Annotated in this window: 21 protein-coding genes and 3 tRNA genes; 12 read left to right on the forward strand and 12 right to left on the reverse strand. The window is 59.3% G+C overall.

Features of this window, described 5'->3' with window-relative positions; translation table 11 throughout:
• The first annotated feature begins 125 nt into the window (after positions 1–125).
• The 5 genes from gatB to DTW90_RS16230 all read left to right on the forward strand — a co-directional run bounded on the left by gatB (position 126) and on the right by DTW90_RS16230 (position 3734).
• Positions 126–1628: an Asp-tRNA(Asn)/Glu-tRNA(Gln) amidotransferase subunit GatB gene (gene gatB / locus DTW90_RS16210; protein WP_149339569.1), complete on the forward strand. Its 1503-nt coding sequence runs from the start codon at positions 126–128 to the stop codon at positions 1626–1628.
• A gap of 65 nt (positions 1629–1693) precedes the next feature.
• Positions 1694–2194 carry a GNAT family N-acetyltransferase gene (locus DTW90_RS16215; protein WP_149339571.1) on the forward strand — a complete coding sequence of 167 codons (501 nt, stop codon included), beginning with the start codon at positions 1694–1696 and terminating at the stop codon, positions 2192–2194.
• A gap of 14 nt (positions 2195–2208) precedes the next feature.
• The gene (locus tag DTW90_RS16220) at positions 2209–2676 is read left to right on the forward strand and encodes a GNAT family N-acetyltransferase (protein WP_149339572.1); all 468 of its coding nucleotides are present in this window, start codon (positions 2209–2211) and stop codon (positions 2674–2676) included.
• 106 nt (positions 2677–2782) lie between these two features.
• Positions 2783–3181: an NADH:ubiquinone oxidoreductase subunit NDUFA12 gene (locus DTW90_RS16225; RefSeq protein ID WP_132516739.1), complete on the forward strand. Its 399-nt coding sequence runs from the start codon at positions 2783–2785 to the stop codon at positions 3179–3181.
• A gap of 106 nt (positions 3182–3287) precedes the next feature.
• Positions 3288–3734, forward strand: coding sequence for a DUF2155 domain-containing protein (locus tag DTW90_RS16230; RefSeq protein WP_132516737.1), 447 nt, complete (start codon positions 3288–3290; stop codon positions 3732–3734).
• A 77-nt stretch (positions 3735–3811) separates the two neighbouring features.
• Here the strand turns inward: DTW90_RS16230 and DTW90_RS16235 are convergent, their stop codons facing one another.
• The 6 genes from DTW90_RS16235 to DTW90_RS16260 all read right to left on the reverse strand — a co-directional run bounded on the left by DTW90_RS16235 (position 3812) and on the right by DTW90_RS16260 (position 8696).
• Complete coding sequence (locus DTW90_RS16235; protein ID WP_149339574.1) at positions 3812–4741, reverse strand: DUF2167 domain-containing protein; 930 nt, start codon at positions 4739–4741, stop codon at positions 3812–3814.
• A 147-nt stretch (positions 4742–4888) separates the two neighbouring features.
• A complete protein-coding gene (gene aat, locus DTW90_RS16240; protein WP_132516735.1) occupies positions 4889–5503 on the reverse strand; it encodes a leucyl/phenylalanyl-tRNA--protein transferase in 615 nt (204 codons plus the stop codon).
• A gap of 11 nt (positions 5504–5514) precedes the next feature.
• A complete protein-coding gene (accC, locus tag DTW90_RS16245) occupies positions 5515–6858 on the reverse strand; it encodes an acetyl-CoA carboxylase biotin carboxylase subunit (RefSeq protein WP_132516733.1) in 1344 nt (447 codons plus the stop codon).
• Between the two features lie 9 nt (positions 6859–6867).
• Entirely contained in the window at positions 6868–7338 is a 471-nt protein-coding gene (gene accB / locus DTW90_RS16250; RefSeq protein WP_132516731.1) for an acetyl-CoA carboxylase biotin carboxyl carrier protein, read from the reverse strand.
• A gap of 25 nt (positions 7339–7363) precedes the next feature.
• On the reverse strand, positions 7364–7801 hold the full coding sequence (aroQ, locus tag DTW90_RS16255; RefSeq protein WP_132516729.1) for a type II 3-dehydroquinate dehydratase: 438 nt from the start codon (positions 7799–7801) through the stop codon (positions 7364–7366).
• Positions 7802–7928: 127 nt separating this feature from the next.
• Positions 7929–8696 (reverse strand): DsbA family protein, encoded by a 768-nt coding sequence (locus tag DTW90_RS16260; RefSeq protein WP_132516727.1) that lies wholly within the window; start codon positions 8694–8696, stop codon positions 7929–7931.
• A gap of 210 nt (positions 8697–8906) precedes the next feature.
• Here DTW90_RS16260 and DTW90_RS16265 point away from each other — a divergent pair, with 210 nt between their 5' ends.
• The gene (locus DTW90_RS16265; RefSeq protein WP_132518020.1) at positions 8907–10064 is read left to right on the forward strand and encodes an aminotransferase class I/II-fold pyridoxal phosphate-dependent enzyme; all 1158 of its coding nucleotides are present in this window, start codon (positions 8907–8909) and stop codon (positions 10062–10064) included.
• Between the two features lie 205 nt (positions 10065–10269).
• On the opposite strand, the gene DTW90_RS16270 is transcribed toward DTW90_RS16265, so the two are convergent.
• Positions 10270–13209 carry a ribonuclease E/G gene (locus tag DTW90_RS16270; RefSeq protein ID WP_149339576.1) on the reverse strand — a complete coding sequence of 980 codons (2940 nt, stop codon included), beginning with the start codon at positions 13207–13209 and terminating at the stop codon, positions 10270–10272.
• Between the two features lie 733 nt (positions 13210–13942).
• On the opposite strand from DTW90_RS16270, the gene DTW90_RS16275 reads away from it, so the two are divergent.
• The 3 genes from DTW90_RS16275 (at position 13943) to prfB (ending at position 19051) form a co-directional block, all read left to right on the forward strand.
• A complete protein-coding gene (locus DTW90_RS16275; protein WP_188079955.1) occupies positions 13943–15088 on the forward strand; it encodes an N-acetylmuramoyl-L-alanine amidase in 1146 nt (381 codons plus the stop codon).
• A gap of 255 nt (positions 15089–15343) precedes the next feature.
• On the forward strand, positions 15344–17812 hold the full coding sequence (locus DTW90_RS16280) for a penicillin-binding protein 1A (protein ID WP_149339580.1): 2469 nt from the start codon (positions 15344–15346) through the stop codon (positions 17810–17812).
• 107 nt (positions 17813–17919) lie between these two features.
• A protein-coding gene (prfB, locus tag DTW90_RS16285) for a peptide chain release factor 2 (protein ID WP_188079956.1) occupies positions 17920–19051 on the forward strand; the annotation gives its coding sequence in 2 pieces (ribosomal slippage) (positions 17920–17988 and positions 17990–19051; 1131 coding nt in all).
• Between the two features lie 82 nt (positions 19052–19133).
• Here the strand turns inward: prfB and DTW90_RS16290 are convergent.
• The 5 genes from DTW90_RS16290 to rlmB all read right to left on the reverse strand — a co-directional run bounded on the left by DTW90_RS16290 (position 19134) and on the right by rlmB (position 22873).
• Positions 19134–19592, reverse strand: a complete 459-nt coding sequence (locus DTW90_RS16290; protein WP_149339623.1) for a hypothetical protein — start codon at positions 19590–19592, stop codon at positions 19134–19136.
• Positions 19593–19744: 152 nt separating this feature from the next.
• Positions 19745–20518 (reverse strand): NAD kinase, encoded by a 774-nt coding sequence (locus DTW90_RS16295; protein ID WP_132516717.1) that lies wholly within the window; start codon positions 20516–20518, stop codon positions 19745–19747.
• Positions 20519–20773: 255 nt separating this feature from the next.
• On the reverse strand, positions 20774–21394 hold the full coding sequence (locus DTW90_RS16300) for a class I SAM-dependent methyltransferase (protein WP_149339584.1): 621 nt from the start codon (positions 21392–21394) through the stop codon (positions 20774–20776).
• 424 nt (positions 21395–21818) lie between these two features.
• A tRNA-Thr gene (locus DTW90_RS16305) sits at positions 21819–21894 on the reverse strand.
• A gap of 58 nt (positions 21895–21952) precedes the next feature.
• Positions 21953–22873: a 23S rRNA (guanosine(2251)-2'-O)-methyltransferase RlmB gene (gene rlmB, locus DTW90_RS16310; RefSeq protein ID WP_149339586.1), complete on the reverse strand. Its 921-nt coding sequence runs from the start codon at positions 22871–22873 to the stop codon at positions 21953–21955.
• 201 nt (positions 22874–23074) lie between these two features.
• On the opposite strand from rlmB, the gene DTW90_RS16315 reads away from it, so the two are divergent.
• The 3 genes from DTW90_RS16315 to DTW90_RS16325 all read left to right on the forward strand — a co-directional run.
• Positions 23075–23159: transfer RNA gene (locus tag DTW90_RS16315), tRNA-Tyr, on the forward strand.
• 24 nt (positions 23160–23183) lie between these two features.
• Positions 23184–23257 (forward strand) — tRNA-Gly (locus DTW90_RS16320).
• A gap of 255 nt (positions 23258–23512) precedes the next feature.
• A partial coding sequence (locus DTW90_RS16325) for a GTP-binding protein (protein ID WP_188079957.1) occupies positions 23513–23823 on the forward strand: 311 nt, incomplete at its 3' end.

The following is a 23823-nucleotide window of genomic DNA, read 5'->3' on the forward strand; positions in this document are numbered from 1 at the left end:
TTTTCCGGCACTCGCAGCGATCCGGTTGTGCCCCATTTGCCGCGAAGGAGAGGCCGAAAGCCTTGCGCAGGGCCTTCATTTGCTCTACCTCGGAACCTCCAGAAAAGCACTTGCACGAGCATCCCATGACCCTTGTCGACGTCCGCACGCCCGATCCGAAACGCTTCATTCCCGGCGCCACCGGCGATTGGGAAGTCATTGTCGGCATGGAAGTCCATGCCCAGGTGCTCTCCAATTCGAAGCTGTTCTCCGGCGCTTCGACGGAATTTGGCAAGCCGGCCAATTCGAACGTGTCGCTCGTCGATGCCGCCATGCCCGGCATGCTGCCCGTTATCAACGAGGAATGCGTCAAGCAGGCCGTGCGCACCGGCCTCGGCCTGAAGGCGCAGATCAACCATCGCTCGGTCTTCGATCGCAAGAACTATTTCTATCCCGATCTGCCGCAGGGCTATCAGATCTCGCAATACAAGGATCCGATCGTCGGCGAGGGCAAGATCGTCATTTCGCTCGGTCCCGACCGCCAGGGCCAGTTCGAGGATATCGAGATCGGCATCGAGCGCCTGCATCTGGAGCAGGATGCCGGCAAGTCGATGCACGACCAGCATGCGACCATGTCCTATGTGGACCTGAACCGCTCTGGCGTGGCGCTGATGGAAATCGTCTCGAAGCCGGACATGCGCTCCTCGGATGAAGCCAAGGCCTATATGACCAAGCTGCGCTCGATCGTGCGCTATCTCGGCACCTGCGACGGCAACATGGACGAAGGCTCCATGCGCGCCGACGTCAACGTGTCCGTTCGCCGTCCGGGCGCCGAATTCGGCACGCGCTGCGAAATCAAGAACGTCAACTCCATCCGTTTCATCGGCCAGGCGATCGAGTACGAAGCCCGCCGCCAGATCGGTATTTTGGAGGATGGCGGCACCATCGACCAGGAAACCCGCCTCTTTGACCCGAACAAGGGTGAGACGCGGTCCATGCGCTCCAAGGAAGATGCGCATGACTACCGCTACTTCCCGGACCCGGACCTGCTGCCGCTGGAATTCGACGACGCCTTCGTCCAGGAACTGGCCAAGTACCTGCCGGAGCTGCCCGACGACAAGAAGGAGCGCTTCGTTCGCGACCTTGGCCTGTCGATCTACGATGCGTCGGTGCTGGTGTCCGAAAAGGCGATTGCCGACTATTTCGAGACCGTGGCCGAGGGCCGCGATGGCAAGATGGCTGCGAACTGGGTCATCAACGACCTCTTGGGCGCCTTGAACAAAACCGGCAAAAGCATTGAAGAGACTCCGGTTTCTCCTGCCCAGCTCGGCGCGATCATCGACCTCATCAAGGCCGAGACGATCTCGGGCAAGATCGCCAAGGACCTCTTCGAAATCGTGCTCGACGAAGGCGGCGATCCCGCCGAAATCGTCGAGACGCGCGGCATGAAGCAGGTGACCGATACCGGCGCCATCGAGAAGGCTGTCGACGAGATCATCGCCGCCAATCCGGATCAGGTCGCAAAGGTGCTGGCAAAGCCGACGCTCGCCGGCTGGTTCGTCGGCCAGGTGATGAAGGCGACGGGCGGCAAGGCCAATCCGCAGGCCGTACAGGCGCTTGTGAAGGCCAAGCTCGGTATCGAGGACTGACGCAAGTCCAGGAAGAGTCCGGGCGTTTTCCGCCCGGATTTGGATAAATCGAAAGGATTTCGACGATGTATTTCGTCCGTACCGCCGGCGAGCAGGATCTTGCAAAGGTCCGCGTGCTGCTGGTCGAGAGCTGGCATGCGACCTACGACCCTTTCTACGGTTCTGCGAAGGTCGACGAGCTGATCGCCCTACTTCTGTCGCCGGACAAGCTGAAGGCGCGCCTGGAAAAGAAGGATTCGGAATTCGTCGTCGCCGATAACGGCAAGGACATCGGCGGCATGGGCTATGCGACCATGTCCAAGGACATGGCGAAGACGGTGCTGCTGCACATGCTCTACGTGAAGCCGTCGCTGCAGCGGCAGGGGATCGGACGCGATCTCTTCGCGGAGCTCGAAACCTGCTTTCCCGATGCCGAAATCATGCGCCTCGATGTCGAGCCGGAAAACGCCGACGCCATCGCCTTCTACAAGGCCCATGGCTTCACGGAAGTCGGCCGCAACGAGAATGCGGGACAGAACCAGTCCGGCATTCCCGCGCTGGTGTTTGAGAAGCCATTGGGACATTGACCGGCAGGCAGGGCATGAACGGAACTGAATTGACTATTCGCGAAGCGCGCGAGTCCGATCTGCCGGCCCTGATCGCACTCTTTGCCGCCGACACGGTCGGCGGACATGGCGATACGACGGACCCGGCTGCATTCGGCGCTTATAAGCGCGCATTCGACATCATCGCGGCCTCGTCCGATCAGACGCTCTATGTTGCAGAACTTGATGGCACGGCCGTCGGCACCTTTCAGACCATGATCACTACATCGCTGAACGGCCAGGGCGGATCGTCGATGATCGTCGAAGCCGTGCAGACGCGGTCCGATTTACGGGGACAGGGGATCGGCGCGAGGATGATCACCTTCTGCATCGAGGATGCGCGGCGTCGCGGAATGCGGCTGGTGCAACTGACCTCGAATGCCGCACGGAAAGATGCCCACCGCTTCTATGAAAGACTAGGTTTCAAGCCCTCTCATCTCGGGTTCAAGATGGCTCTGAAATGACGGTCATGTGGCTGGGAATCACTGGACAATCGATCCGGCAGGCGGCATAAGCGAGGGATCGAATTCTGGTCCCGCTCGCCGTCCTGGCCGAGCTCAAGGAAAAGACATGAAGAAACTTCTGCTTCAGACCTTCACCTGGTGGAACAACTCAACCATGGGCACGAGTTTCGCACTCTGGCGCTTTGGCAAGCGCGTCGGCGAAGACGAGCTCGGGAACGTCTATTACGAAGCAGGCATGTCCTCCTATGGCCTGCCGAAGCGCTGGGTCGTCTACAAGGGCTATGCTGAGGCTTCCGCCATTCCGCCGGGCTGGCACGGTTGGATGCATCACCGCACCAATGTTCCGCCGACGCAGGAAAACTACGTGCCCAAGGAATGGCAGAAGCCGCACCGCGCAAACCCGACGGGTTCGCCGCAGGCCTACCGTCCGCCCGGCTCCATTTCCGCTGGCGGCGAGCGTCCGCGGGTAACGGGCGACTACGACGCCTGGACGCCGGGCAACTAAGGGGCTTCGGCCCGTCCTTTGGCCACAATTGGCATTTAGCCACGCAAGAGGCTTCGTGACACCGCGTCCGTGGCTGCGATCGACACCACGCTGGAGACTGGCGCATATGACGTTTTTCACGCGGAGCAGTTCTTTGCGTGCAATGGCTGCGATGATGCTTGTTGCTGGCGTAGGCGCGATCGTGACATCGCCCGCGGAAGCTGCGCGTATCTCCAATCCGGTCGCCGTCTTTTCCGGTCTCGACAAGATCACTGGTCGCATCACCACTTTCGATGTCTATATGAACGAGACGGTGCAGTTCGGCGCACTGCAGGTGACGCCGAAAGCTTGTTACTCCCGCGACGATACCGAGCAGCAAAAGATCGACGGTTTCGTCGAGGTCGATGAGATCACGCTCGATCGCCGTATCCGCCGCATCTTCACCGGCTGGATGTTTGCCGACAGCCCGGGCCTCAATGCGGTCGAGCATCCGATCTATGACGTCTGGCTGAAAGAGTGCAAGCAGAAGTCCGACATTCCGCCGCCGGATAATCCGAACCCCAAGACGAACTGAAGAGCGGCGAACTGAAGGGTTTGGCGTTCATCGACGAGCCCACCGATTGTTTGTCGGCGCTATTGTCGAACCTTGGCCTAGGCGCCCGGTGTTTTGTTCCTTCTGAACAGACCCTTTGCAAAGCGGGCCACGCCGCCGGCCACGACCAGGACCAGGATTGCCGCCTTCTTGAAGAAGGCCACGGCAATCGCGAGTAGCCCGATCTTGGCGGCAATCTTGGCACCGGCGCCCGCAGCGATCATGCCCGCCATGCCATAGGCGGCAATCTTGTCGCCTTTGGCATAATCGCCATAGGTCATCCCTTGATCGAACTGCACGAGCTTCGTGACGGTGGGGATCGCGCTTTCGATCTCCTTCAACTGATCGAGCCCTGCAACGAAGTCGAATTGCATGACGCCCTCGCGTCCAAGCACGCGAACGGAATAGTTGAGAGTGTGCTCCGCCTTCGAGTCATCGCCGAAGATCAGATCCCGGGCCCAATGCAAGGCATGGGCCGACTGGTCGTAATGGGGCGGCGAGGCCCAGCCGACGAGGGTGATCTTCTTGAAGCCGTTCTTCTCGCGCTCGACGTTGTTTTCCTTGATGGAATCCTTGATGTTCTGAAGGAGTTCGTCGTAATCCGTGCTGGCGGCATCGGCATCAGACACATAACCGTCAGCGTTATATTCCACAATCGAGCCCCAGGCTTCGCCATCCGTCGGCGCATATTTTGCCGGGAAGATCATTCCCATCGTTCCTTCGGCCGAATCTGGAGGGTTGCCCCAGATATCGACGAGCACGGTCTTTGTATCGGCGGGGCTCAGATAGTAGAAATCGGAGGGCACGTTGAGCATCGCCCTTGCTTCGGAAAGCTTGACGGCACCCTGCTGAAAATCGAGCTTTTGCAGCAATGCTTTCTCGCTGTCGGAGAAATCTTTTCTATCGGGGAATATTTCTTGATAGGGGCGCGCGGCGGCTTGTCCCGCCAAAAGAGCGAAGAAGATCGCGGCTATAAGATATTGTCTCAAGATTCTATCCCCCGTTGCATTTTCGATGCCTAAACAAATCAGTTCGAAAATCAACGCAGGGGTGAGTGAATCCCCTGCATAACCAGCGGGCGATGCTCCAGATCGGATATAAAGGAGGTTGGATAGGCCTGATCCGCTAGGCGGAACTCAAAACTCCAAATTCGGCGATTCCATCGCCTTCGCCAGCATCTTGGCGTAGTCATCCTTCGAGATGTCGATTGCGCCGAAGGTTTTCAGATGCTCGGTGGTGAACTGGGTATCGAGCAGGGTGAAGCCTTTCTCTCGCAGCCGCTCCACCAGATGCAGGAGGCAGATCTTCGACGAATCGGTCCTGCGCGAAAACATGCTTTCGCCGAAGAAGGCGGAGCCGAGCGACACGCCATATAAACCGCCCACCAGTTCATCTCCATCCCACGCCTCGACCGAATGGGCATGCCCCATGCGGTGAAGCGCCGAATAGAGCGTTCTGATGGTCTTGTTGATCCAGGTGCTGGGACGACCTGTCGTATGCTCCGCGCAGGCCGCAATAGTGGCGTCGAAATCGTAGTCAAAACGGATGTCGAAGGGCCTTTGCCTGACCGTCTTGGCGAGACTCTTGGAAACATGGAAAGCGTCGAGCGGCAGGACACCGCGTAGTTCCGGCTCGACCCAGAATATTTCCGGATCGTCCGCCGATTCAGCCATCGGGAAGAGCCCGATGGAATAGGCGCGCAACAGGATTTCCGGCGTGATCCCCGGTGACCTTGTGCGCGGCCCGACCATTCAGTTCGCCCTCAATTGGGGCTTTTCGCCAGGTAGTTTTCCAGCCAGTGGATATCGTAATCGCCATTGGCGATATCCTGGTTGGAAACCAAATCCTGGAACAGCGGCAGCGTCGTCTTGATGCCATCGACGACGAATTCGTCGAGGGCACGGCGCAGGCGCATCATGCATTCGACACGGGTGCGTCCATGCACGATCAGCTTGCCGATGAGGCTGTCGTAATAAGGCGGGATCTTGTAGCCCTGATAGGCGCCAGAATCGATGCGAACGCCAAGGCCGCCCGGTGCATGGAAATGCGTGATCGTGCCGGGTGAGGGCACGAAGGTGCGGGCATCCTCGGCATTGATGCGGCATTCGATGGCGTGGCCATGGAAATGCACCTCATCCTGCGTGACCGAAAGACCGCCGCCGGAAGCAACGCGGATCTGCTCATGCACGAGGTCGATGCCGGTGATGGCTTCGGTGACCGGATGTTCCACCTGCAGGCGGGTGTTCATTTCGATGAAATAGAACTCGCCGTTCTCGTAGAGGAATTCGATCGTGCCGGCCCCACGATACTTGAGCTTCTTCATGGCATCGGCGCAAACCTGGCCGATCTTCATGCGCTGCTCGACATTGAGCGCCGGGGAGTTTGCCTCTTCCCAGACCTTCTGATGACGGCGCTGCAGCGAGCAGTCGCGTTCGCCGAGATGGATGGCGTTGCCTTCACCGTCACCGAAGACCTGGACTTCGATATGACGCGGCTGGCCGAGGTACTTTTCCATGTAGACGGCGTCGTTGCCGAAGGCGGCCAGAGCTTCCGAACGTGCGGTCGAAACCGCTTCTAGAAGATCTTCCTCGCTCTTCGCGACCTTCATGCCGCGGCCGCCACCACCGGCGGTGGCCTTGATAAGGACGGGGAAGCCGATCTCGCGAGCGATCTGCAGCGCATTCTCGGGCTTCACTTCGCCGGCAGAGCCCGGAACAACAGGAATGCCAAGCGACTTGGCCGTTTCCTTCGCCGTGATCTTGTCGCCCATGATGCGGATATGGTCGGCGGTCGGCCCGATGAAGGTGATGCCGTGCGCCTCGAGGATATCGGCGAACTTGGCGTTTTCGGACAGAAAGCCGTAACCGGGATGCACGGCATCAGCGCCGGTTATCTCGCAGGCTGCAACGATCTGGTGAATATTGAGATAGCTGTCGCGCGAGGGCGGCGGGCCGATGCAGACGCTTTCGTCGGCAAGGCGCACATGCATGGCATCGGCGTCCGCGGTCGAATGAACCGCGACGGTCGGAATGCCGAGCTCCTTGCAGGCGCGCAGAACGCGAAGCGCGATCTCGCCGCGGTTTGCTATGAGGATCTTCGAAATCATGGCGATCCCTTATTCGATGACGACGAGGGGCTGGCCGTACTCGACGGGATGTCCGTCCTCGACAAGGATTTCCGTGACGGTGCCTGATTTCGGCGAAGGAATCTGGTTCATCGTCTTCATGGCTTCGATGATCAGCAGCGTCTGGCCTTCCTTGACCGCGGCGCCGACCTGGATGAAGGCGCTGGCGCCCGGAGCCGGTGCCATATAGGCCGTGCCAACCATCGGTGCGTTCACGAGGTTCGCAGGGTTGCGTGTCGCTGCCGCAGGCGCAGCCGGAGCTGCAACTGCCGCCGGTGCGGGCGCAGCCGCATAGGCCGGGGCCGCCATCGGCGCCTGGATATACTGCGGTGTGCCGGCACGCGAAACGCGAATGCGCAGATCGTCCTGCTCGACTTCGATCTCGGTTAGATCCGTGTCGTTGAGAATATTTGCGAGATCGCGGATCAGTGCCTGGTCGATACCGTTCTTCTTTTCAGCCATGGAGTGGAACCCTATGTAATTCTTGTTATTGCGTGATGGACTTCAGCGCGTGCAGCGCCAGAATATAACTGTACGGCCCGAAGCCGCAGATCATGCCCTTGGTTGCCGGCGCGATCATCGACTTGTGACGGAATTCTTCCCGGGCATGGATATTGGAGATATGCACCTCCACGACCGGTATCGAAATAGCCCTGATGGCGTCATGTAGGGCAACCGAGGTATGCGTGTAGGCGCCGGCATTCATTGCCACACCGACGGCGCGATCATCGGCTTCATGCAGCCAGTCGACCAGCATGCCCTCATGATTGCTCTGACGAAAATCGATCTCAAAACCGAGGGTTTCGCCCGCAGAGCGGCAATCCGCCTCTATGTCCTTCAGCGTCTTGCCGCCGTAGATACCCGGCTCGCGCTTGCCTAGAGCATTGAGGTTAGGTCCGTTCAAGACGAAAATGGTTTGTGTCATCAGAAGTTCCATCAAAGTGCAGCGCAACCTATAGACTCCCGAGGACCCGGAGAAAAGCCCTCAGGACATAGGTCATGCTTGTCCACAGCGTTAGAACGCTCTGATTCTGGCGATTTAATGAGCAGCCTCAGCAGGTAGTCTTGCCGCAGGCGCGGACATTGTCGACTTTTTCCTTCAGCGCATCGAGTCCGATCGCGCCCGATACGGCTTCGTTGCCGATCACGTAGGAGGGGGTGCCGGTCAGGCCGAGATTGGTTGCGAGCTGATAGGTTTCCTTGACCGAAGCATCATCGGGGCTCTTCGCCATCTCCTGGCGGATCGCGCTTTCGCTTACCCCAAGGCTGGTTGCGACTTCCATGGCGCTGTCTTCGGTCGCGCGTCCGTCGCTGCCGAGCAGGGTGTGGTGGAATTCGGCATATTTTTCAGGAGCAAGTTTGCGGAAGGCATCCGAGACCTTCGATGCCGCAACCGATTCCGGTCCGAGGATCGGGAATTCCTTCAGCACGAAGCGGATGTTCTTGTCGTTCTTGAGCAGCGTATCCATGTCGCTCAGCGCATGGCGGCAATAACCGCAATTATAGTCGAAGAACTCGACGACGGTGACATCTCCCTTCGGATTGCCGATCGTCATGTCGTACTTGGCGTTGAAGATCAGGTCCTTGTTGCTGGAAATGGCCTTGTTCGACTGTTCGAGGCGGGCCTCTTCCTGCTTCTTGTCGAGTGCCGCCTGCACGTCGAGCATGACCTCCGGATGGGCGATCAGGTATTCCTTGATGAAGTCACCGAATTCCTTCTTCTGCTGATCATCGAGGGCTGCGGCAGGCTGGACGAAGGCCAGCGACGCTGCGATGGCGACGGCTGATGCAGTCAGCAGCGACTTTGAAAAAAGGGACATCGGATTCCTCGTCGTTCGATCGGTGAAGTTTGCTCTTGTCAGCGGATACCATCGCCGGGTTAAAATCCATAGACATGAGACGGCAATTTACGGTGCCCCCGACGTTCCTGAAACAGGAATATTCGAAGTGGCGTGGCAATCGCGGGATTGTGAACACTCGATTATTGCGGCAATTGTCTGGCGGCGATCCATCCAAGAGAGAATTTGACCTTGTTTTCCCTATCTAAGCGCAGTGAAGTCGAGCCATTCCACGCCATGGACGTATTGGCAGAGGCGACGAAACGCCGGCAGGCCGGCCATGCCGTCATCTCGATGGCTGTCGGCCAACCCTCTCACCCGACCCCCAAGGCGGCGCTGGAGGCCGCCAACGCTGCGCTCGGTCACGGTCGTATCGGCTATACCGATGCGCTCGGGACCTCGGCGCTGCGCCACACGCTCGCCGGTCATTATCGCAAAAGACACGGTGTCGAGATCGACCCAGTGCGGATTGCCATCACTACGGGATCGTCCGCAGGCTTCAACCTAGCCTTTCTCACCCTGTTCGACGCCGGCGACAGCGTCGCGATCGCGCGGCCGGGCTATCCCGCATATCGCAACATTCTTGCAGCGCTCGGCCTTGATGTTGTCGAAGTACCGGTGACGGCTGAGACGCATTTCACGCTGACGCCGGAAAGCCTGGAAGCTGCGCAAGCCGCTAGCGGAAAGCGACTGAAGGGCGTCCTGCTCGCAAGCCCCGCCAACCCGACCGGCACGGTGACGGGGAGGGAAGGACTGAAAGCGCTGGCCGATTATTGCGCAGCAAATTCGATCGCCTTCATCTCCGATGAAATCTACCACGGACTGACCTTCGTCGGGGAGGAGACGAGCGCGCTGGAACTGACCGACGAAGCGATCGTCATCAACTCCTTCTCCAAATATTACTGCATGACCGGCTGGCGGATCGGCTGGATGGTGCTGCCTGAACGACTGGCGCGGCCGATCGAACGGGTGGCGCAGAGCCTCTATATCTCTCCGCCGGAGTTGTCGCAGATTGCTGCCCTGGCAGCGCTCGATGCCGAAGTCGAACTCGATGTTTATAAGGAGAGCTACCGGCGCAACCGTGACTTCCTGGCAAGACGCCTACCCGAAATCGGCCTTCCGCTGGCTTCCCCGATGGACGGCGCTTTCTACGCCTATGTCGATGTCAGCCGTTTCACCAATGACAGCATGGTGTTTGCAAAGAGGATGCTCGCCGAGATTAACGTTGCCGCCACCCCTGGTCTCGATTTCGATCCGTTGGAAGGACACCGAGCCATGCGGTTCTCCTACGCCGGGTCGAATGCGGAGATCGAAGAGGCTGTGGAGCGCATCGCTGGCTGGTTGAAATAGAGTCTCTTTCCGGTGACTTATGGGTGGTTGTGGATTCGATACATCAAGCTTGATTGACGTCTTAGGGTTCGATTGGCCGCCCTGAGGCAGGCATGGCGACAACGGCAATTGCGAAAACGCCATGCTCTTAACGCATCCTAAGCACAAAAAATCCGGCCGCATCGCTGCGGCCGGATTTCAATTACCTATCCCCGAAAAGGAGCTTTCAGAAGAAGCCGCGGCGTTGCCACCAGCCGGCCTTCTTCGGCTTGCCGTCGCCATCGGTCGGCTCCGTCGCGCGGCTGGATTTGACCACCGGTTCTGAGGAAGAGACGTTGGACTCGCGGTTGGCGCGGACCGGCTTTTCGGCTTCTACCTCTGTCTCGGCCTTTGCTTCTTCGGTCACCGCTGCCGTGCTGCCACCAAGGTCAGCTGCAATTTCAGCGACCGTCTCGGTCTCCGCATCAATTGCAGGAGCCTGTTCGGCAACGGGGGCTTCAACTGGCGATGCTTCGGCCTTCGGCTTGCGGCTGCGACGGCCCTTGGCAGGCTTCACGTCTTCCGTAACGCTCGCGCCCGCTTCCACTGCAGCCATTGCCGGCTGGGCTTCGACGGCTGCTTCGCCTTCTACAACAGCGATTTCGCTGACCGTTACAGCGTTATCGTCTTCGGCACCGTCGCTTTCGCCGGCGTCCTCGTCCGAAGCTTCACTGTCGTCACCTTCCGAAGCGGAGGAAAGCTCGCCTTCGTCTCCGCGGTTGCGGCGACCGCCACGCTTGCCACGACGGCGACGCTTGCGGCGCTGCTGTTCGTCGCTGGAGGCTGCCAAGGTTTCTGCGGCGCTGTCGGCTGCATCCTCGTCGTCGCCTTCGCCTTCAGCATCGCTTTCATCGCCTTCGTCGGTCGCAGTGTCCGAAGCGGTCTGTTCCGACTGACCTTCGGCCCCATTGCGGCCGCGGCGACGCCGGCGGCGCTTGCGCTTACGGCCAGCTTCGCCTTCCGAGCGGGCGACGGGCTGCTCGACTGCGGCTGCCTTTTCCTCGATTTCCTCATCTTCTTCTTCGTCCGCCTCGATGACGATATCGTCGTCGTCATCTTCGGGAATGGCTGCGAAGTTGAAGAGGGTTTCAATCTTGACCGGGTTCTCGACGGGCTCGCCGCGATCGATCGCGAAATGCTGCGTACCGACTGCGCCATCGGCATCGATGATGATCGCAACGCCGAAGCGGCTTTCATAATCGACAATCGTCTGGCGCTTGTGGTTGAGCAGATAGAGCGCGATGTCGGGCGTCGTGCGCACGGTGATGTCGTGCGTGGTGTTCTTCAGCAGATATTCCTCGATGCCGCGCAGGACATGCAGGGCAACGGAGGACTGCGAACGGACATGGCCGGTGCCGCCGCAATGCGAGCAGACCTGCGTGGTCGATTCAAGAACGGAAGCACGGATGCGCTGGCGCGACATTTCCAGCAGGCCGAAATGCGAGATGCGGCCGACCTGGATGCGGGCGCGGTCGTTCTTCAGGCATTCCTTCAGCTTCTTCTCGACAGCGCGGTTGTTGCGCTTTTCTTCCATGTCGATGAAGTCGATGACGATCAGGCCGGCAAGGTCGCGAAGGCGAAGCTGGCGGGCGACCTCGTCGGCAGCCTCGAGGTTCGTCTGGAGCGCCGTATCCTCGATCGAATGTTCGCGGGTCGAGCGGCCGGAGTTGACGTCGATCGAAACCAGCGCTTCGGTCTGGTTCATGATCAGGTAGCCGCCGGACTTCAGCGTCACCTGCGGCTGCAGCATGCGGTCGAGCTGCGCCTCGATGCCGGAACGCGAGAAGATCGGATGAATGTCGCGATAAGGCTGAACCACCTTGGCGTGGCTCGGCATCAGCATCTTCATGAAGTCTTTGGCTTCACGATAGCCTTCCTCGCCGGAAACGATGATTTCGCCGATGTCCTTATTGTAGAGGTCGCGGATCGAACGCTTGATGAGCGAGCCTTCTTCATAGACGAGGCAGGGGGCCGTGGAAGCGAGCGTCAGCGTACGAACGTTTTCCCACAGACGCATCAGATATTCGAAGTCGCGCTTGACCTCGACCTTGGTGCGGTTGGCGCCGGCAGTGCGCAGGATGACGCCCATGCCCTGCGGCACTTCGAGCATCCGTGCGATTTCCTTCAGGCGCTTGCGGTCCTGCGGATTGGTGATCTTGCGGGAAATGCCGCCGCCGCGCGCAGTGTTCGGCATGAGAACCGAATAGCGGCCTGCAAGCGACAGATAGGTGGTGAGAGCTGCACCCTTGTTGCCACGCTCTTCCTTGGCGACCTGCACGAGCAGGATTTGGCGGCGCTTGATGACTTCCTGGATGCGATACTGCTTGCGCGGCTTGCGCTGGACGCGATCTGGAACCTCTTCCATCGCGTCTTCGGCGCCGACGGATTCAATCACTTCCTCTTCATGGTCGTGATCGTCGTCATCATCGTCGTCACCGCCGCGACGCTTCGAAACGTCCACGTCTTCCGAGATCGAATCGGTATCGACCATGGCGGCCATTTCGCCGGACGAGCCTTCCTCGTCGTCGGCAGCAGGCGCTTCGATGTCGGTCGGGACAGCGTCCTCGGTAGCCGTGGCTTCGGGCTCTGCCACCTTCTTGCGGCTGCGGCGCGGTCTTGCCTTCTTGGCGGGCGCTTCAGCCACAGGCTCGACCACTTCGGCCGACGGAGCGGCCGTTTCAGTCGAGGCTGCAGCCTCTTCTGCGACAGGCTCCTCGCTGGAGGGAGCGGCTCCCGTTTCGGTCGCTTCAATCGGAACGATGCCGATATCCGGCTGATCCTGCTTCGAGAGATCGAAGCTCGCGGTCTCGACATGCTCGACGTCGTCGTCGCGGCGATGCTCTTCCGCCTCGGCCCTCAGCAGCGCCTGGCGATCGGCGAGCGGAATCTGGTAGTAATCGGGATGGATTTCGGCGAAGGCGAGAAAGCCGTGCCGGTTGCCGCCGTAGTCAACGAAGGCGGCCTGAAGCGAGGGTTCGACCCTCGTGACCTTAGCCAAGTAGATGTTGCCGCGGATCTGCTTCTTGTGCTGTGACTCGAAGTCGAATTCCTCTATGCGGTTCCCGCGAACGACAACAACACGCGTCTCTTCCTCGTGAGACGCATCGATAAGCATTTTGTCTGCCATGAAAGCTGTGCTCCTCGGCGCAGCCATGCAGGGTGGGGCCGGACTGCCATTAGGACAGACCGGATGCAACCCGCCACTGCTGCACCGGATAATGAAAGTCGCGCCTGATTCTGTTGAGGGGGCAGCAGCCAGACAACAGCCGGGAAAGTAAGCCCCCGGGGTCTGTTCACTTTAGATAAAAGCCGCTGCGACAACATCCGTAACCAAGCGAGATCGACAATGCTTTAGACCCGTCTTCGGGTCCGATGAATGTGCTCTCCAACATGAGAGCGTTTGGTGGCTTTCCACCGATGAAATTCCCGCACTAGGCTGGAAGTTCAGGATCCAGTATTCGAATAAAAGTACATTCGACGGCGGACGACTGCCGTTTATGGCGCCATGTAAACGTGGTGGCTGCCTTAGCGGCGACTCTGTCCCGTCAATACTTCTACCCTAATATGCGTTGTATGTTTTATCTGTCACAATAGCAAGGGGAAAGCCAAGTGTGCCATAATATTGATGGATTCGTCGGCTGAACCGGAAACCGGGCGCCCGCGGATTCGCTGTGTGCTCCACGATGGCCGGATGGACCGGTCCCGCTATTGCCATGAACGCCCAAGATGGCGTCTTCAATGGAATATATAAGGACGGGGCCTGAGGAGTTGAAGGGGCAGGGCATGCGAGTGGGATTTCTGTGAGTAGCCTCCGTAATGCGATCGCCACGGCCTTGTTGGCGGCGGCATTGGTGGCGCCTATGTCAGCCTCAGCTGAGGACCCGATCCTCGCCTACGGTGCTCGCATAGCCGGTGACGATGCACGAACCCGGATTGTCATCGATCTCGACCGCGAGCCGAAATTCTCGGTCCACTATCTCGCCGATCCTCCCCGGGTGGTCGTCGACCTGCCGGCGACGGCCTTCGGCTTCCCCGCCAAGGCTCTGGAGGCGCGGGGACTGTTCAAGGATATTCGCTACGGCACGATGGACGCCGACAGCGCCCGCATCGTACTGACGGCGATAAAGCCCGTGAAGCTCGTCCTTGCCAAGGTTCAGACCGATGAGAGCGGGAAGGGCCAGCGCCTTGTTCTAGACGCCGAAATGGTGCCGCCCGATCAGTTCGCCGATCTGGTCAAACAGCAGAGCTGGACCGCCCAGGACACAGCGAGGGATGTCGGCCCCGTTGCTCCGGTCCAGAAGGTAAACGCCTCCGACTTCCTGATCGCCGTCGATGCGGGCCATGGCGGCATCGACACGGGTGCGATCGCCAGCGATGGCACCACGCCTGAAAAGCAGATCACGCTCGCCTACGCCAAGGAACTCGCCGACAAGCTCAATCAGCAGCCGGGCATAAAGGCCTTCCTGACCCGCGACAAGGACGAGTATTTGTCGCTCTCCGAACGGGTGACGATCGCGCGCCAGAACCATGCCGCTCTGTTCATATCGCTGCATGCCGATACGCTGAAGCAGAAGGATATTCGCGGCGCGACCGTCTATACGATCTCGGACAAGGCCTCGGACAAGCTTGCCGCCGATGTCGCCGACCGCGAGAACAACTCCGACAAGCTTGCCGGAGCCGAGGCGCCGGCGGCACCCGCCGAGGTCGCCGACATTCTCATGGACCTGACACGGCGGGAAACCCAGGCATTCTCCATTTCGCTTGCGCAGGATGTTCTCAATTCCTTCAACGGCCAGATCACGATGATCAACAATCCGCATCGCCATGCCGGCTTCCAGGTGCTGCGGGCGCCTGACGTGCCGTCCATCCTGCTCGAACTCGGTTTCCTTTCGAACAAAGATGACGAGAAACTGCTGCTGGACGACAAGTGGCGCGACAAGCTCGTCAGCCGGTTGACTGATGCCGTGAAGGAATATCGCGCGTCGACGATCGCCAACGGTGGATGAGGGTAACGGCAGACAAGACGCGTCTTTCTCGTCACAGATTATTTCGGATGGGAGGGGATGGACTGAAGAATATAGTTGGGTGGCCCTATTTTCCTCACATTGCCGCCGCTAGAGCGAAGTATGTTCGCGACGGTCGGCAACGAGGCCTTTGTTGACGTTCTCGTCTTGCAATAGGACGTGGACCGTGCAAAACGCGGCTCGATATGCGATTATCGTTTCCGCGCCAAATGATGAAGAAACACCGGTAGCTTCAATATGGTCAGATTGCTTGGATATTTCTTTGGGCTGGGCTGCATCCTGTTGCTGGGTGTTTCAGCCGTCGCGGCCGTTTATCTGAGCGTCGTTTCCAAGGATCTTCCCGATTACGAAGTGCTGGCGAACTATGCGCCGCCGGTCACCACGCGCGTCCATGCTGGCAACGGCGCCCTGATGGCGGAATACGCCAAGGAGCGGCGTCTGTTCATTCCGATTCAGGCCATCCCTGATCGCGTCAAGGCGGCGTTTCTCTCCGCGGAAGACAAGAATTTCTACAACCATCCCGGCATCGATGTCGGCGGCCTGATGCGCGCGATTGCGGTGAACCTTCAGAATGTCGGCTCCGGTCGCAAGTTCGTCGGTGCATCGACCATCACGCAGCAGGTTGCGAAGAACTTCCTGCTGTCGGCCGACCAGACCTTCGACCGCAAGCTCAAGGAAGGGATTCTTTCCTTCCGTATCGAGCAGACCTACAGCAAGGACAAGATTCTCGAGCTTTACCTCAACGAGATCTTCTTCGGCCTGAATTCCTACGGCATTGCCAGCGCCGCGCTCACATATTTCGACAAGCCGGTAACGGACCTAACGATCGCCGAATCGGCCTACCTCGCTTCCTTGCCCAAGGGCCCGAACAACTACAGCCCCTTCCGCCACGCCGATGCCGCGCTCACGCGCCGCAATTGGGTTATCGACCGCATGGTCGAGAATGGCTATGTCAGCCAGGCCGACGGCGAAGACGCAAAGAAGCAGCCGCTTGGCGTGGTCAACAAGCGCAATGGCGGATCCGTCTTCGCTTCCGAATTCTTCACCGAAGAAGTTCGCCGCCAGCTGATCGACAAGTATGGCGACAAGATGCTTTACGAGGGTGGTCTTTCCGTCCGCACCTCGCTCGATCCACAGTTGCAGATCGAGGCACGCAAGGCGTTGCAGGACGGTCTCGTCAGCTATGACGAACGCCACGGCTTCCACGGGCCGCTGAAACAGATCGCGACCTCGCAGGACTGGGGTCCGGAACTCGCCAAGCTTCCGACGCTCTCCGACGTGCCGGAATGGCAGCTCGCCGTCGTGCTGGCCGTATCTGACGACAGCGTGGATATCGGCCTGCGTCCCGATATCGATGTTGGCGGCAAGGTCAACTCGGATCGCAAGCGCGGATCGATCGCCGCTGCTGATATGCGCTGGGCTTATCGTTGGTCGGACGGGGATCATAAGACGGCGAAATCCCCGAGCGGCGTGCTGTCGCCGGGCGATGTCGTCTATGTCGAGCAGATCGGCGATGAGAATTCCACCAAGTATCGCCTCCGCCAGCCGCCGAAGGTTCAGGGCGGTCTCGTTGCCATGGATCCTCATACCGGCCGCGTGCTTGCGATGGTCGGCGGCTTCTCCTACGCGCAGTCCCAGTTCAACCGCGCCACCCAGGCGATGCGCCAGCCCGGCTCCTCCTTCAAGCCTTTCGTCTACGCTGCCGCAATGGACAACGGCTATACGCCGGCATCGGTCACACTCGATGATCCGATCGAAATCACGCTCAGCAATGGCCAGGTCTGGAAGCCTGAGAATTACGAAGGCGAGGGCGGTGGCGCCCATACGCTTCGCTTTGCGATCGAGAATTCGCGCAACCTTATGACGGTTCGCCTCGCCAACGACATGGGCATGAACCTTGTCGCCGAATATGCCGAGCGCTTCGGCATCTACGACAAGATGAACCCTGTCTTGGCCATGGCGCTCGGCGCCGGCGAGACGACGGTGCTGCGCATGGTCTCGGCCTATTCGGTCATTGCAAATGGCGGCAAGCAGATCAAGCCGACGCTGATCGACCGCATTCAGGACCGTTACGGCAAGACCATCTTCAAGCATGAGGAACGGGTCTGCGAGACTTGCAACGCGACCGACTGGCAAAATCAGGACGAGCCGAACGTCCTCGACAACCGCCAGCAGGTTCTCGATCCGATGACGGCCTATCAGATAACCTCGATGCTGCAGGGCGTCATCACGCGCGGAACGGCTGCCGGCAAGATAAAGCTCAACACCGACGTTGCCGGCAAGACCGGAACGACGAACGACCAGAAGGACACATGGTTCGTCGGCTTCACGCCGAGCCTGGTCGCCGGCCTCTATCTCGGTTTCGACACGCCCTCCGATCTCGGTCACGGCATGACAGGCGGTTCGCTCGCCGCCCCCGTTTTCAACGAGTTCATGCAGGCCGCGACGAAGGATGAACAACCCGAAAAGTTCGTCGTGCCGCCGGGCATGAATATGATCGCCGTCAATCGCAGCACCGGCATGGCCGCTCAGCCCGGCGATCCCAACGCGATTGTCGAGGCCTTCAAGCCCGGCACCGGTCCGGCCTCGTCCTACCAGGTTATCGGTGGCGATATCAGCAGCAACACCTTGCCGCCTGAGGAAATCCTCAAGACGTCGCCCCAGGCAACGCAGGCTGTGCAATCCGGCGCCGGCGGCCTGTTCTGATATCACGAATTCCGTTTGCACCGGCCGCGGGGCTTTACATCCGCGGCCCGCCTATCTATGTGACGGGCACTGTTTCATATCCAGAAATCGAACCGAGAAGCGGACTGATGCGAGCTGAAATCGAGAATGTAGTCGACGAGACCAAGCAGGCCATAAGCCTGCTGAGGAGGCATCTTTGACTGGGACCAGGCGATAAGACGACTGGACTGGTTGAATAACAAGGCAGAGGACCCGAACCTCTGGAACGATGCCACCGAAGCGCAGAAGCTGATGCGCGAGCGCCAGCAGCTGGATGACGGCATTGGCGGCGTGCGCGCGCTGGAGCGGCAGCTCGCCGACAATGTCGAGCTGATCGAACTCGGCGAGGAAGAAGGCGACGAGGGCGTCATCAAGGAAGCCGAAGATGCGTTGAAGGCGTTGAAGGCCGAGGCTGCCCGCCGCCAGGTGGAAGCCATGCTTTCGGGCGAAGCCGACAGCAACGACACCTATCTCGAAGTCCATTCCGGCGCCGGCGGCACCGAGAGCCAGGACTGGGCGAACATGCTCTTGCGCATGTACACCCGCTGGGCGGAACGTTCGAAGTTCAAGGTCGAACTCATGGAAGTCCATGACGGCGAAGAAGCGGGCATCAAGTCGGCGACGCTGCTGGTCAAGGGCCACAATGCCTATGGCTGGCTGAAGACCGAATCGGGCGTGCACCGCCTGGTGCGCATCTCGCCCTATGACAGCAACGCGCGTCGCCACACGTCCTTCTCGTCGATCTGGGTCTATCCCGTCGTCGATGACTCGATCAACATCGAGATCAACGAAAGCGATTGCCGCATCGATACCTACCGCTCGTCGGGTGCAGGCGGTCAGCACGTCAACACGACGGACTCTGCCGTGCGCATCACCCATATCCCGACCGGCATCGTGGTTGCCTGCCAGCAAGAACGCTCGCAGCACAAGAATCGCGCAAAGGCCTGGGACATGCTGCGCGCCCGCATGTACGAAGCCGAGCTGAAGAAGCGCGAAGACGCTGCCAACGCCGAAGCCGCCTCGAAATCGGATATCGGCTGGGGCCATCAGATCCGCTCTTACGTCCTGCAGCCCTATCAACTGGTCAAGGACCTGCGGACGGGTGTTGCCAGCACCGCGCCGGGCGATGTCCTCGACGGCGATCTCGACGAGTTCATGGAAGCGGCTCTAGCCCATCGCATCAGCGGTGCCGCTGACGCGGTCGTCGACGACGTCGATTAAAGTGATTTCCATCAATCGATTGATAAAAGAAAAAGCCCCGGCAACGGGGCTTTTTCATTAAGAGGGGTATTCTTGAGCGGTCTCAGTCCGACGGCTTTTCGACCGAGATTTCCCCGAGATCGTCCATGGCCACCCGCCAGCGCTCCGTCTCTCCATCGGGATCGGTTTTCAGGACAACGGTGGCGAACAAGCCCGGCTCCTTGATGAAGCCGTCAGGGTTTTCCGGCCTGATATCCGTCACATAGGGTTTGATCTCATCGAGTTCACGCAACTCGATGGTCGACAACACCTGAAGCCCGTCGTCGGCAACGGCAATCTGCTGCAGATAAACTTTCGAGGTCCTATCCGCCTGACGCACCGCAAAGAGCTTATAGTAGCCATGCCGGGAGGCCGGCTTTTCGGTTGATGGCGATCCTGTCGCAGCTGCTGCACCACCGTTGTCTTCCCAATAGCCGGTGCTGGTCGCAAAGGTGATGGCGGCCGGGAGAATATCCTGCGCTTGCGCGACGGCCAGCCCCGGAAACACGATCGATGCGACCATGAGCGGGACGATCAGGGCAAGTCCATGGGCCGGTTTCTTCAAGACAGCTCCGCTCGGCATGATCTCAATCGTTGGCAGGGCAATCACCCCATAGTTGTGATATTACGACGATCTCGCTCGCGGGTCCAATCGCCGTCGCGATCTCGTCCCCCTCAATCGGAGAATTGTTCGGCAAGGATGCGATCAGACCATGAGCGATCGGGATCGGAAAGAATGCGTGCGGTCATGTCTTCGGATTGGGCGATTCGCACGCTCAGGACCGATTTCACCTCCGTATTGTCGGCTACCGCGTTGACCGGTCGCTTCTCTTCCTCGATCACCGTTATGTCGACCGTGACCCTGTTCGGCAGTAGCGCCCCGCGCCAGCGGCGCGGGCGGAAGGCGCTGACCGGGGTAATCGCCAGGAGCGGCGCATCCAGCGGCAGGATCGGCCCGTGGGCGGAGAGATTATAGGCCGTCGAGCCCGCCGGCGTCGTCACCATCAACCCGTCGCAGATCAGTTCTTCCAGCCGCACATGCCCGTCGATCTCGACCCTGAGCTTCGCCGCCTGATAGGACTGCCGGAAAAGCGAGACCTCGTTGATGGCAAGCGCGATGGTGCTCGACCCGTCGACATTCTTCGTCGTCATCTGCAAGGGACGAAACGCGTTTTCGACTGCCGCATCGATTCGAGCCATCAGGTCTTCAGTGCGGTAGTCATTCATGAGGAAACCGACCGAACCGCGATTCATCCCGTAGACACGCTTGCCTGAGTTCATCGTGTTGTGCAGCGTCTGCAACATGAAACCATCGCCGCCGAGCGCAACGATGACATCGGCCTGCTCCTGGGGCGCCTGCCCATAAAGCCGCACAAGCTCCTCCTGCGCCGCCAGCGCCTCTGAAGTCGCTGAAGCAAGAAAGCAAAGAGATTCGCACGGTCGCGGCATGTCATGTCCTTTGGCAAAGTCATTCTACGTAAATGATAAATGCAGATTGCGACAAGATATTTCGTACAGAAGGGTGATTGGGCAGGATTGTTGTGCCGACTATTCCATGGGGACCGGGCGCGACAGACGCTGTGGCGGTGATTAGGATGTGATGGCGATGGGCGCGCTTGCAGTTGTCGGGATCGCGCTACTACTGCATTTGGCGGTAGGTTTGCGGATGCGACCCTATTTACGGCCGGCCTGCGTGCTTGCTGATCAAGATTTCATTGGCTTGTTCAGCCGGTAGAAATGCAGACTGGGCTTGTATTCGATCACCTCCACATTGCGGAAACCGGCGGCCTTGAATAATGCCGTCAGTTCCGTACTATTGAGGGCGTTTACCCATCCGACTGCAAGACGGTCACGCGCGGGGCTTCTTTCGAGGGGATGATAGCTCACCAGACCGTCAGAAAACTGACGAGACAGTTGGCGCAGGACTTTTGGAATATCATGCAGATATTCCAAAACGCCAAGGCAAACAAAGAAATTGGCGTCGATCTTCGGCAGCCGCTCGCGATTCAAGTCCACGACGATAGTTCGGTCATCCCGTTGGGCAATATCGAGCGGAGTGTACCTGCAGCTCGATGGTAGGAACCGCTCCACCTTCATGTCGCCGCATCCGATATCAACGACGTGCCGACCTTCCGGAACCAAGCCAACCGCTGCCTTGGTTCGCTCAAGCCAAAGATCGTCCTTAACGTCGCCGGCCATGTCGCGCCAAAAGTCGTGCGTCGACGATTTGCTTTTGATGGATCTGATCGTTGTCAGCCTGCGCTCTTGTCTGACCGCCTCGATTTCTGCTTTGTCTTCCGGCATCTTCTTCAGACTATCAATCATTTAAGCCAGCTCTAGCAAAAATTGTAACGCGTGCTATGGGTTGTCAGCATAAGCAGGGAGCGCACTAAATGTCGAGTGGTTATCTCGGAGTTGCCGTTCAGTTCAGCCCATGCTCCCCCCGATGAGGAGATCGTGGTCTAGAGCAGAAGCTCCTTGCACCCCGCACCGGCTGGTCACCTGGAAAACGCCTTATAATGAGTGGCCTATAGGGAGGGAGCACCAACTCGGTTAGGCGACAACAGCGAGCCGACTATCGAGAAGGGCCGAAACGGCCCACCCATCGCGCGCGACATACTTCTTGTATTCGCCGTGCGTCTGTTGAAATCGTTGGAAATGCAAGGAGTTCTGCTACACCAATGCGCAACGTGAAGCTGCACCCTATCGAAACTGTGCATGCTCAACACATCGATATTACTGGGAAAAATGGTGCCCCCGGCAGGGTTCGAACCCGCGACCCCCTGATTACAAATCAGGTGCTCTACCAACTGAGCTACAAGGGCAGTGACGGACGCACTACCAGATTCTGTGGATCTGTAAAGAAAAAATCGATCGGATGCGTCAGATCTTCAAATAGCTGCGCGCGGCATACATGGCGATGGCGGCGGCGTTGGAGACGTTGAGGGACTTGATGGCGCCGGGCATGTCGAGCCTTGCGAGCGCGTTGACCGTCTCGCGTGTCTTCTGCCTCAGTCCCTTGCCTTCGGAGCCGAGGACGAGTGCGATCTTCGTCCCGGAGAATGTGCCCTCCAGCGGTGCCGGCCCTTCCGAATCAAGCCCGATCGTGAAGAAGCCGAGCTTGTGCAGCTCGCCGACGGCGTCGGCCAGATTGGTGATCTGTATATAAGGTATGAGCTCCAGGGCGCCGGAAGCGGATTTCGCCAGTACACCCGATTCGGTCGGACTGTGGCGCTGGGTGGTGATGACGGCTCCGGCGTCGAAGGCGACGGCCGAGCGCATGATGGCGCCGACATTGTGAGGGTCGGTGACCTGATCGAGAACCAGCAAGAGCGGGCTGTCCTTCAGCGCTTCGAGACGGCGCACGGGCAGGGGCCGCGTCTCCAGCATGACGCCCTGGTGGATCGCCTCGGGTCCCAACACCTTGTCTATATCCTGCGGCGAGACGATCTCGACCGGAATGCCGAGGGTCTCCGGCGTCTCGATTTCCAGACGGGCCAGAGCATTCTGGGTCGCGGAAAGCTTCACATTCTGGCGGGCAGGGTTGTCGAGCGCGGCTCTGACGGTGTGCAGGCCATAGAGATAGACCTGATCGGGCGCGAGAGCCGGGGCCTTCCAGTCGTCTGTGGTGCGCCTGCGCTTCTGTGGTGTCGGCGTCGGAATCTCGCCGCGCTCGCGCTTGGCGTCGCGATGCTGGCGCCGCAGCGTTGCATAATGGGTGTCCTTGGCCGAACGGTCGTCGGCACCGGTATGGGGGGTGGTTTTGTCGGGGCCGGATCGGCCGGAAGATCTGTCTTTGCTCATGCGGCTTTATAGCGATGTCGTGGGAAAGCGCATAGCCCCGGCATGCGATAAGGCTTTTCACTGGAAGCGGAATTTTTTCGACAGTTTTGCGAAATCTTCATGTTGACAGACGGAAACGCTCCGTCCATATACGCGGCGCAGACGACGGGGCGGCAACGCTTCAACGTCTGGCAAGCTTGGTCTTACGATCCGGACGAAACTGGAGAGATGCCCGAGTGGTTAAAGGGGACGGACTGTAAATCCGTTGGCTCAGCCTACGTTGGTTCAAATCCAACTCTCTCCACCATTCGTCTCAGATCGGACCATACCCGCGGGTATAGCTCAATGGTAGAGCAGCAGCCTTCCAAGCTGAATACGCGGGTTCGATTCCCGCTACCCGCTCCATTCCCCTTGAAACCGATACTTGCACGCACCTATTTAAGTGCCTGAACCGACGGCAGCTTTATGCCTTTTCGGATCGTCTGGCGCGCCGGGCATATCAAATCGCCGATTCAAGGCGCGCATTCTCTGAAATTGCAGCTTATTCGCCAAGAATAGGGCCTGCAATTAAGTCTTGCGCAAATGCATCGAAAGCCTTAAACGGCGGCACTAAACCGGTTCGCCGGGGTCACCAATCTACGTTCACTAGGAAGCATTCAAATGGCAAAGAGTAAGTTTGAGCGCAACAAGCCGCACGTTAACATCGGCACGATTGGCCACGTTGACCACGGCAAGACGTCTCTGACGGCAGCGATCACGAAGTATTTCGGCGAGTTCAAGGCGTACGACCAGATCGACGCGGCTCCGGAAGAAAAGGCACGCGGCATCACCATCTCGACGGCACACGTCGAGTATGAGACCCCGAACCGCCACTACGCGCACGTCGACTGCCCCGGCCACGCCGACTACGTGAAGAACATGATCACCGGTGCCGCCCAGATGGACGGCGCGATCCTGGTTTGCTCGGCAGC

Source organism: Neorhizobium sp. P12A (assembly GCF_008365395.1).
Lineage (GTDB): Bacteria > Pseudomonadota > Alphaproteobacteria > Rhizobiales > Rhizobiaceae > Rhizobium.

What these genes read in the sequence shown, in the direction of transcription:
- aat (WP_132516735.1), bottom strand. Translation starts at nt 5,503, where the DNA reads ATGGTCGGGCCGCGCACAAGGTCACCGGGGATCACGCCGGAAATCCTG.
- gatB (WP_149339569.1), top strand. Translation starts at nt 126, where the DNA reads ATGACCCTTGTCGACGTCCGCACGCCCGATCCGAAACGCTTCATTCCC.
- DTW90_RS16275 (WP_188079955.1), top strand. Translation starts at nt 13,943, where the DNA reads ATGTCAGCCTCAGCTGAGGACCCGATCCTCGCCTACGGTGCTCGCATA.
- accB (WP_132516731.1), bottom strand. Translation starts at nt 7,338, where the DNA reads ATGGCTGAAAAGAAGAACGGTATCGACCAGGCACTGATCCGCGATCTC.
- DTW90_RS16300 (WP_149339584.1), bottom strand. Translation starts at nt 21,394, where the DNA reads ATGATTGATAGTCTGAAGAAGATGCCGGAAGACAAAGCAGAAATCGAG.
- DTW90_RS16230 (WP_132516737.1), top strand. Translation starts at nt 3,288, where the DNA reads ATGACGTTTTTCACGCGGAGCAGTTCTTTGCGTGCAATGGCTGCGATG.
- DTW90_RS16280 (WP_149339580.1), top strand. Translation starts at nt 15,344, where the DNA reads ATGGTCAGATTGCTTGGATATTTCTTTGGGCTGGGCTGCATCCTGTTG.
- DTW90_RS16220 (WP_149339572.1), top strand. Translation starts at nt 2,209, where the DNA reads ATGAACGGAACTGAATTGACTATTCGCGAAGCGCGCGAGTCCGATCTG.
- DTW90_RS16295 (WP_132516717.1), bottom strand. Translation starts at nt 20,518, where the DNA reads ATGCCGCGACCGTGCGAATCTCTTTGCTTTCTTGCTTCAGCGACTTCA.
- rlmB (WP_149339586.1), bottom strand. Translation starts at nt 22,873, where the DNA reads ATGAGCAAAGACAGATCTTCCGGCCGATCCGGCCCCGACAAAACCACC.
- DTW90_RS16260 (WP_132516727.1), bottom strand. Translation starts at nt 8,696, where the DNA reads ATGTCCCTTTTTTCAAAGTCGCTGCTGACTGCATCAGCCGTCGCCATC.
- accC (WP_132516733.1), bottom strand. Translation starts at nt 6,858, where the DNA reads ATGATTTCGAAGATCCTCATAGCAAACCGCGGCGAGATCGCGCTTCGC.
- DTW90_RS16225 (WP_132516739.1), top strand. Translation starts at nt 2,783, where the DNA reads ATGAAGAAACTTCTGCTTCAGACCTTCACCTGGTGGAACAACTCAACC.
- DTW90_RS16270 (WP_149339576.1), bottom strand. Translation starts at nt 13,209, where the DNA reads ATGGCAGACAAAATGCTTATCGATGCGTCTCACGAGGAAGAGACGCGT.
- aroQ (WP_132516729.1), bottom strand. Translation starts at nt 7,801, where the DNA reads ATGACACAAACCATTTTCGTCTTGAACGGACCTAACCTCAATGCTCTA.
- DTW90_RS16215 (WP_149339571.1), top strand. Translation starts at nt 1,694, where the DNA reads ATGTATTTCGTCCGTACCGCCGGCGAGCAGGATCTTGCAAAGGTCCGC.
- DTW90_RS16290 (WP_149339623.1), bottom strand. Translation starts at nt 19,592, where the DNA reads ATGGTCGCATCGATCGTGTTTCCGGGGCTGGCCGTCGCGCAAGCGCAG.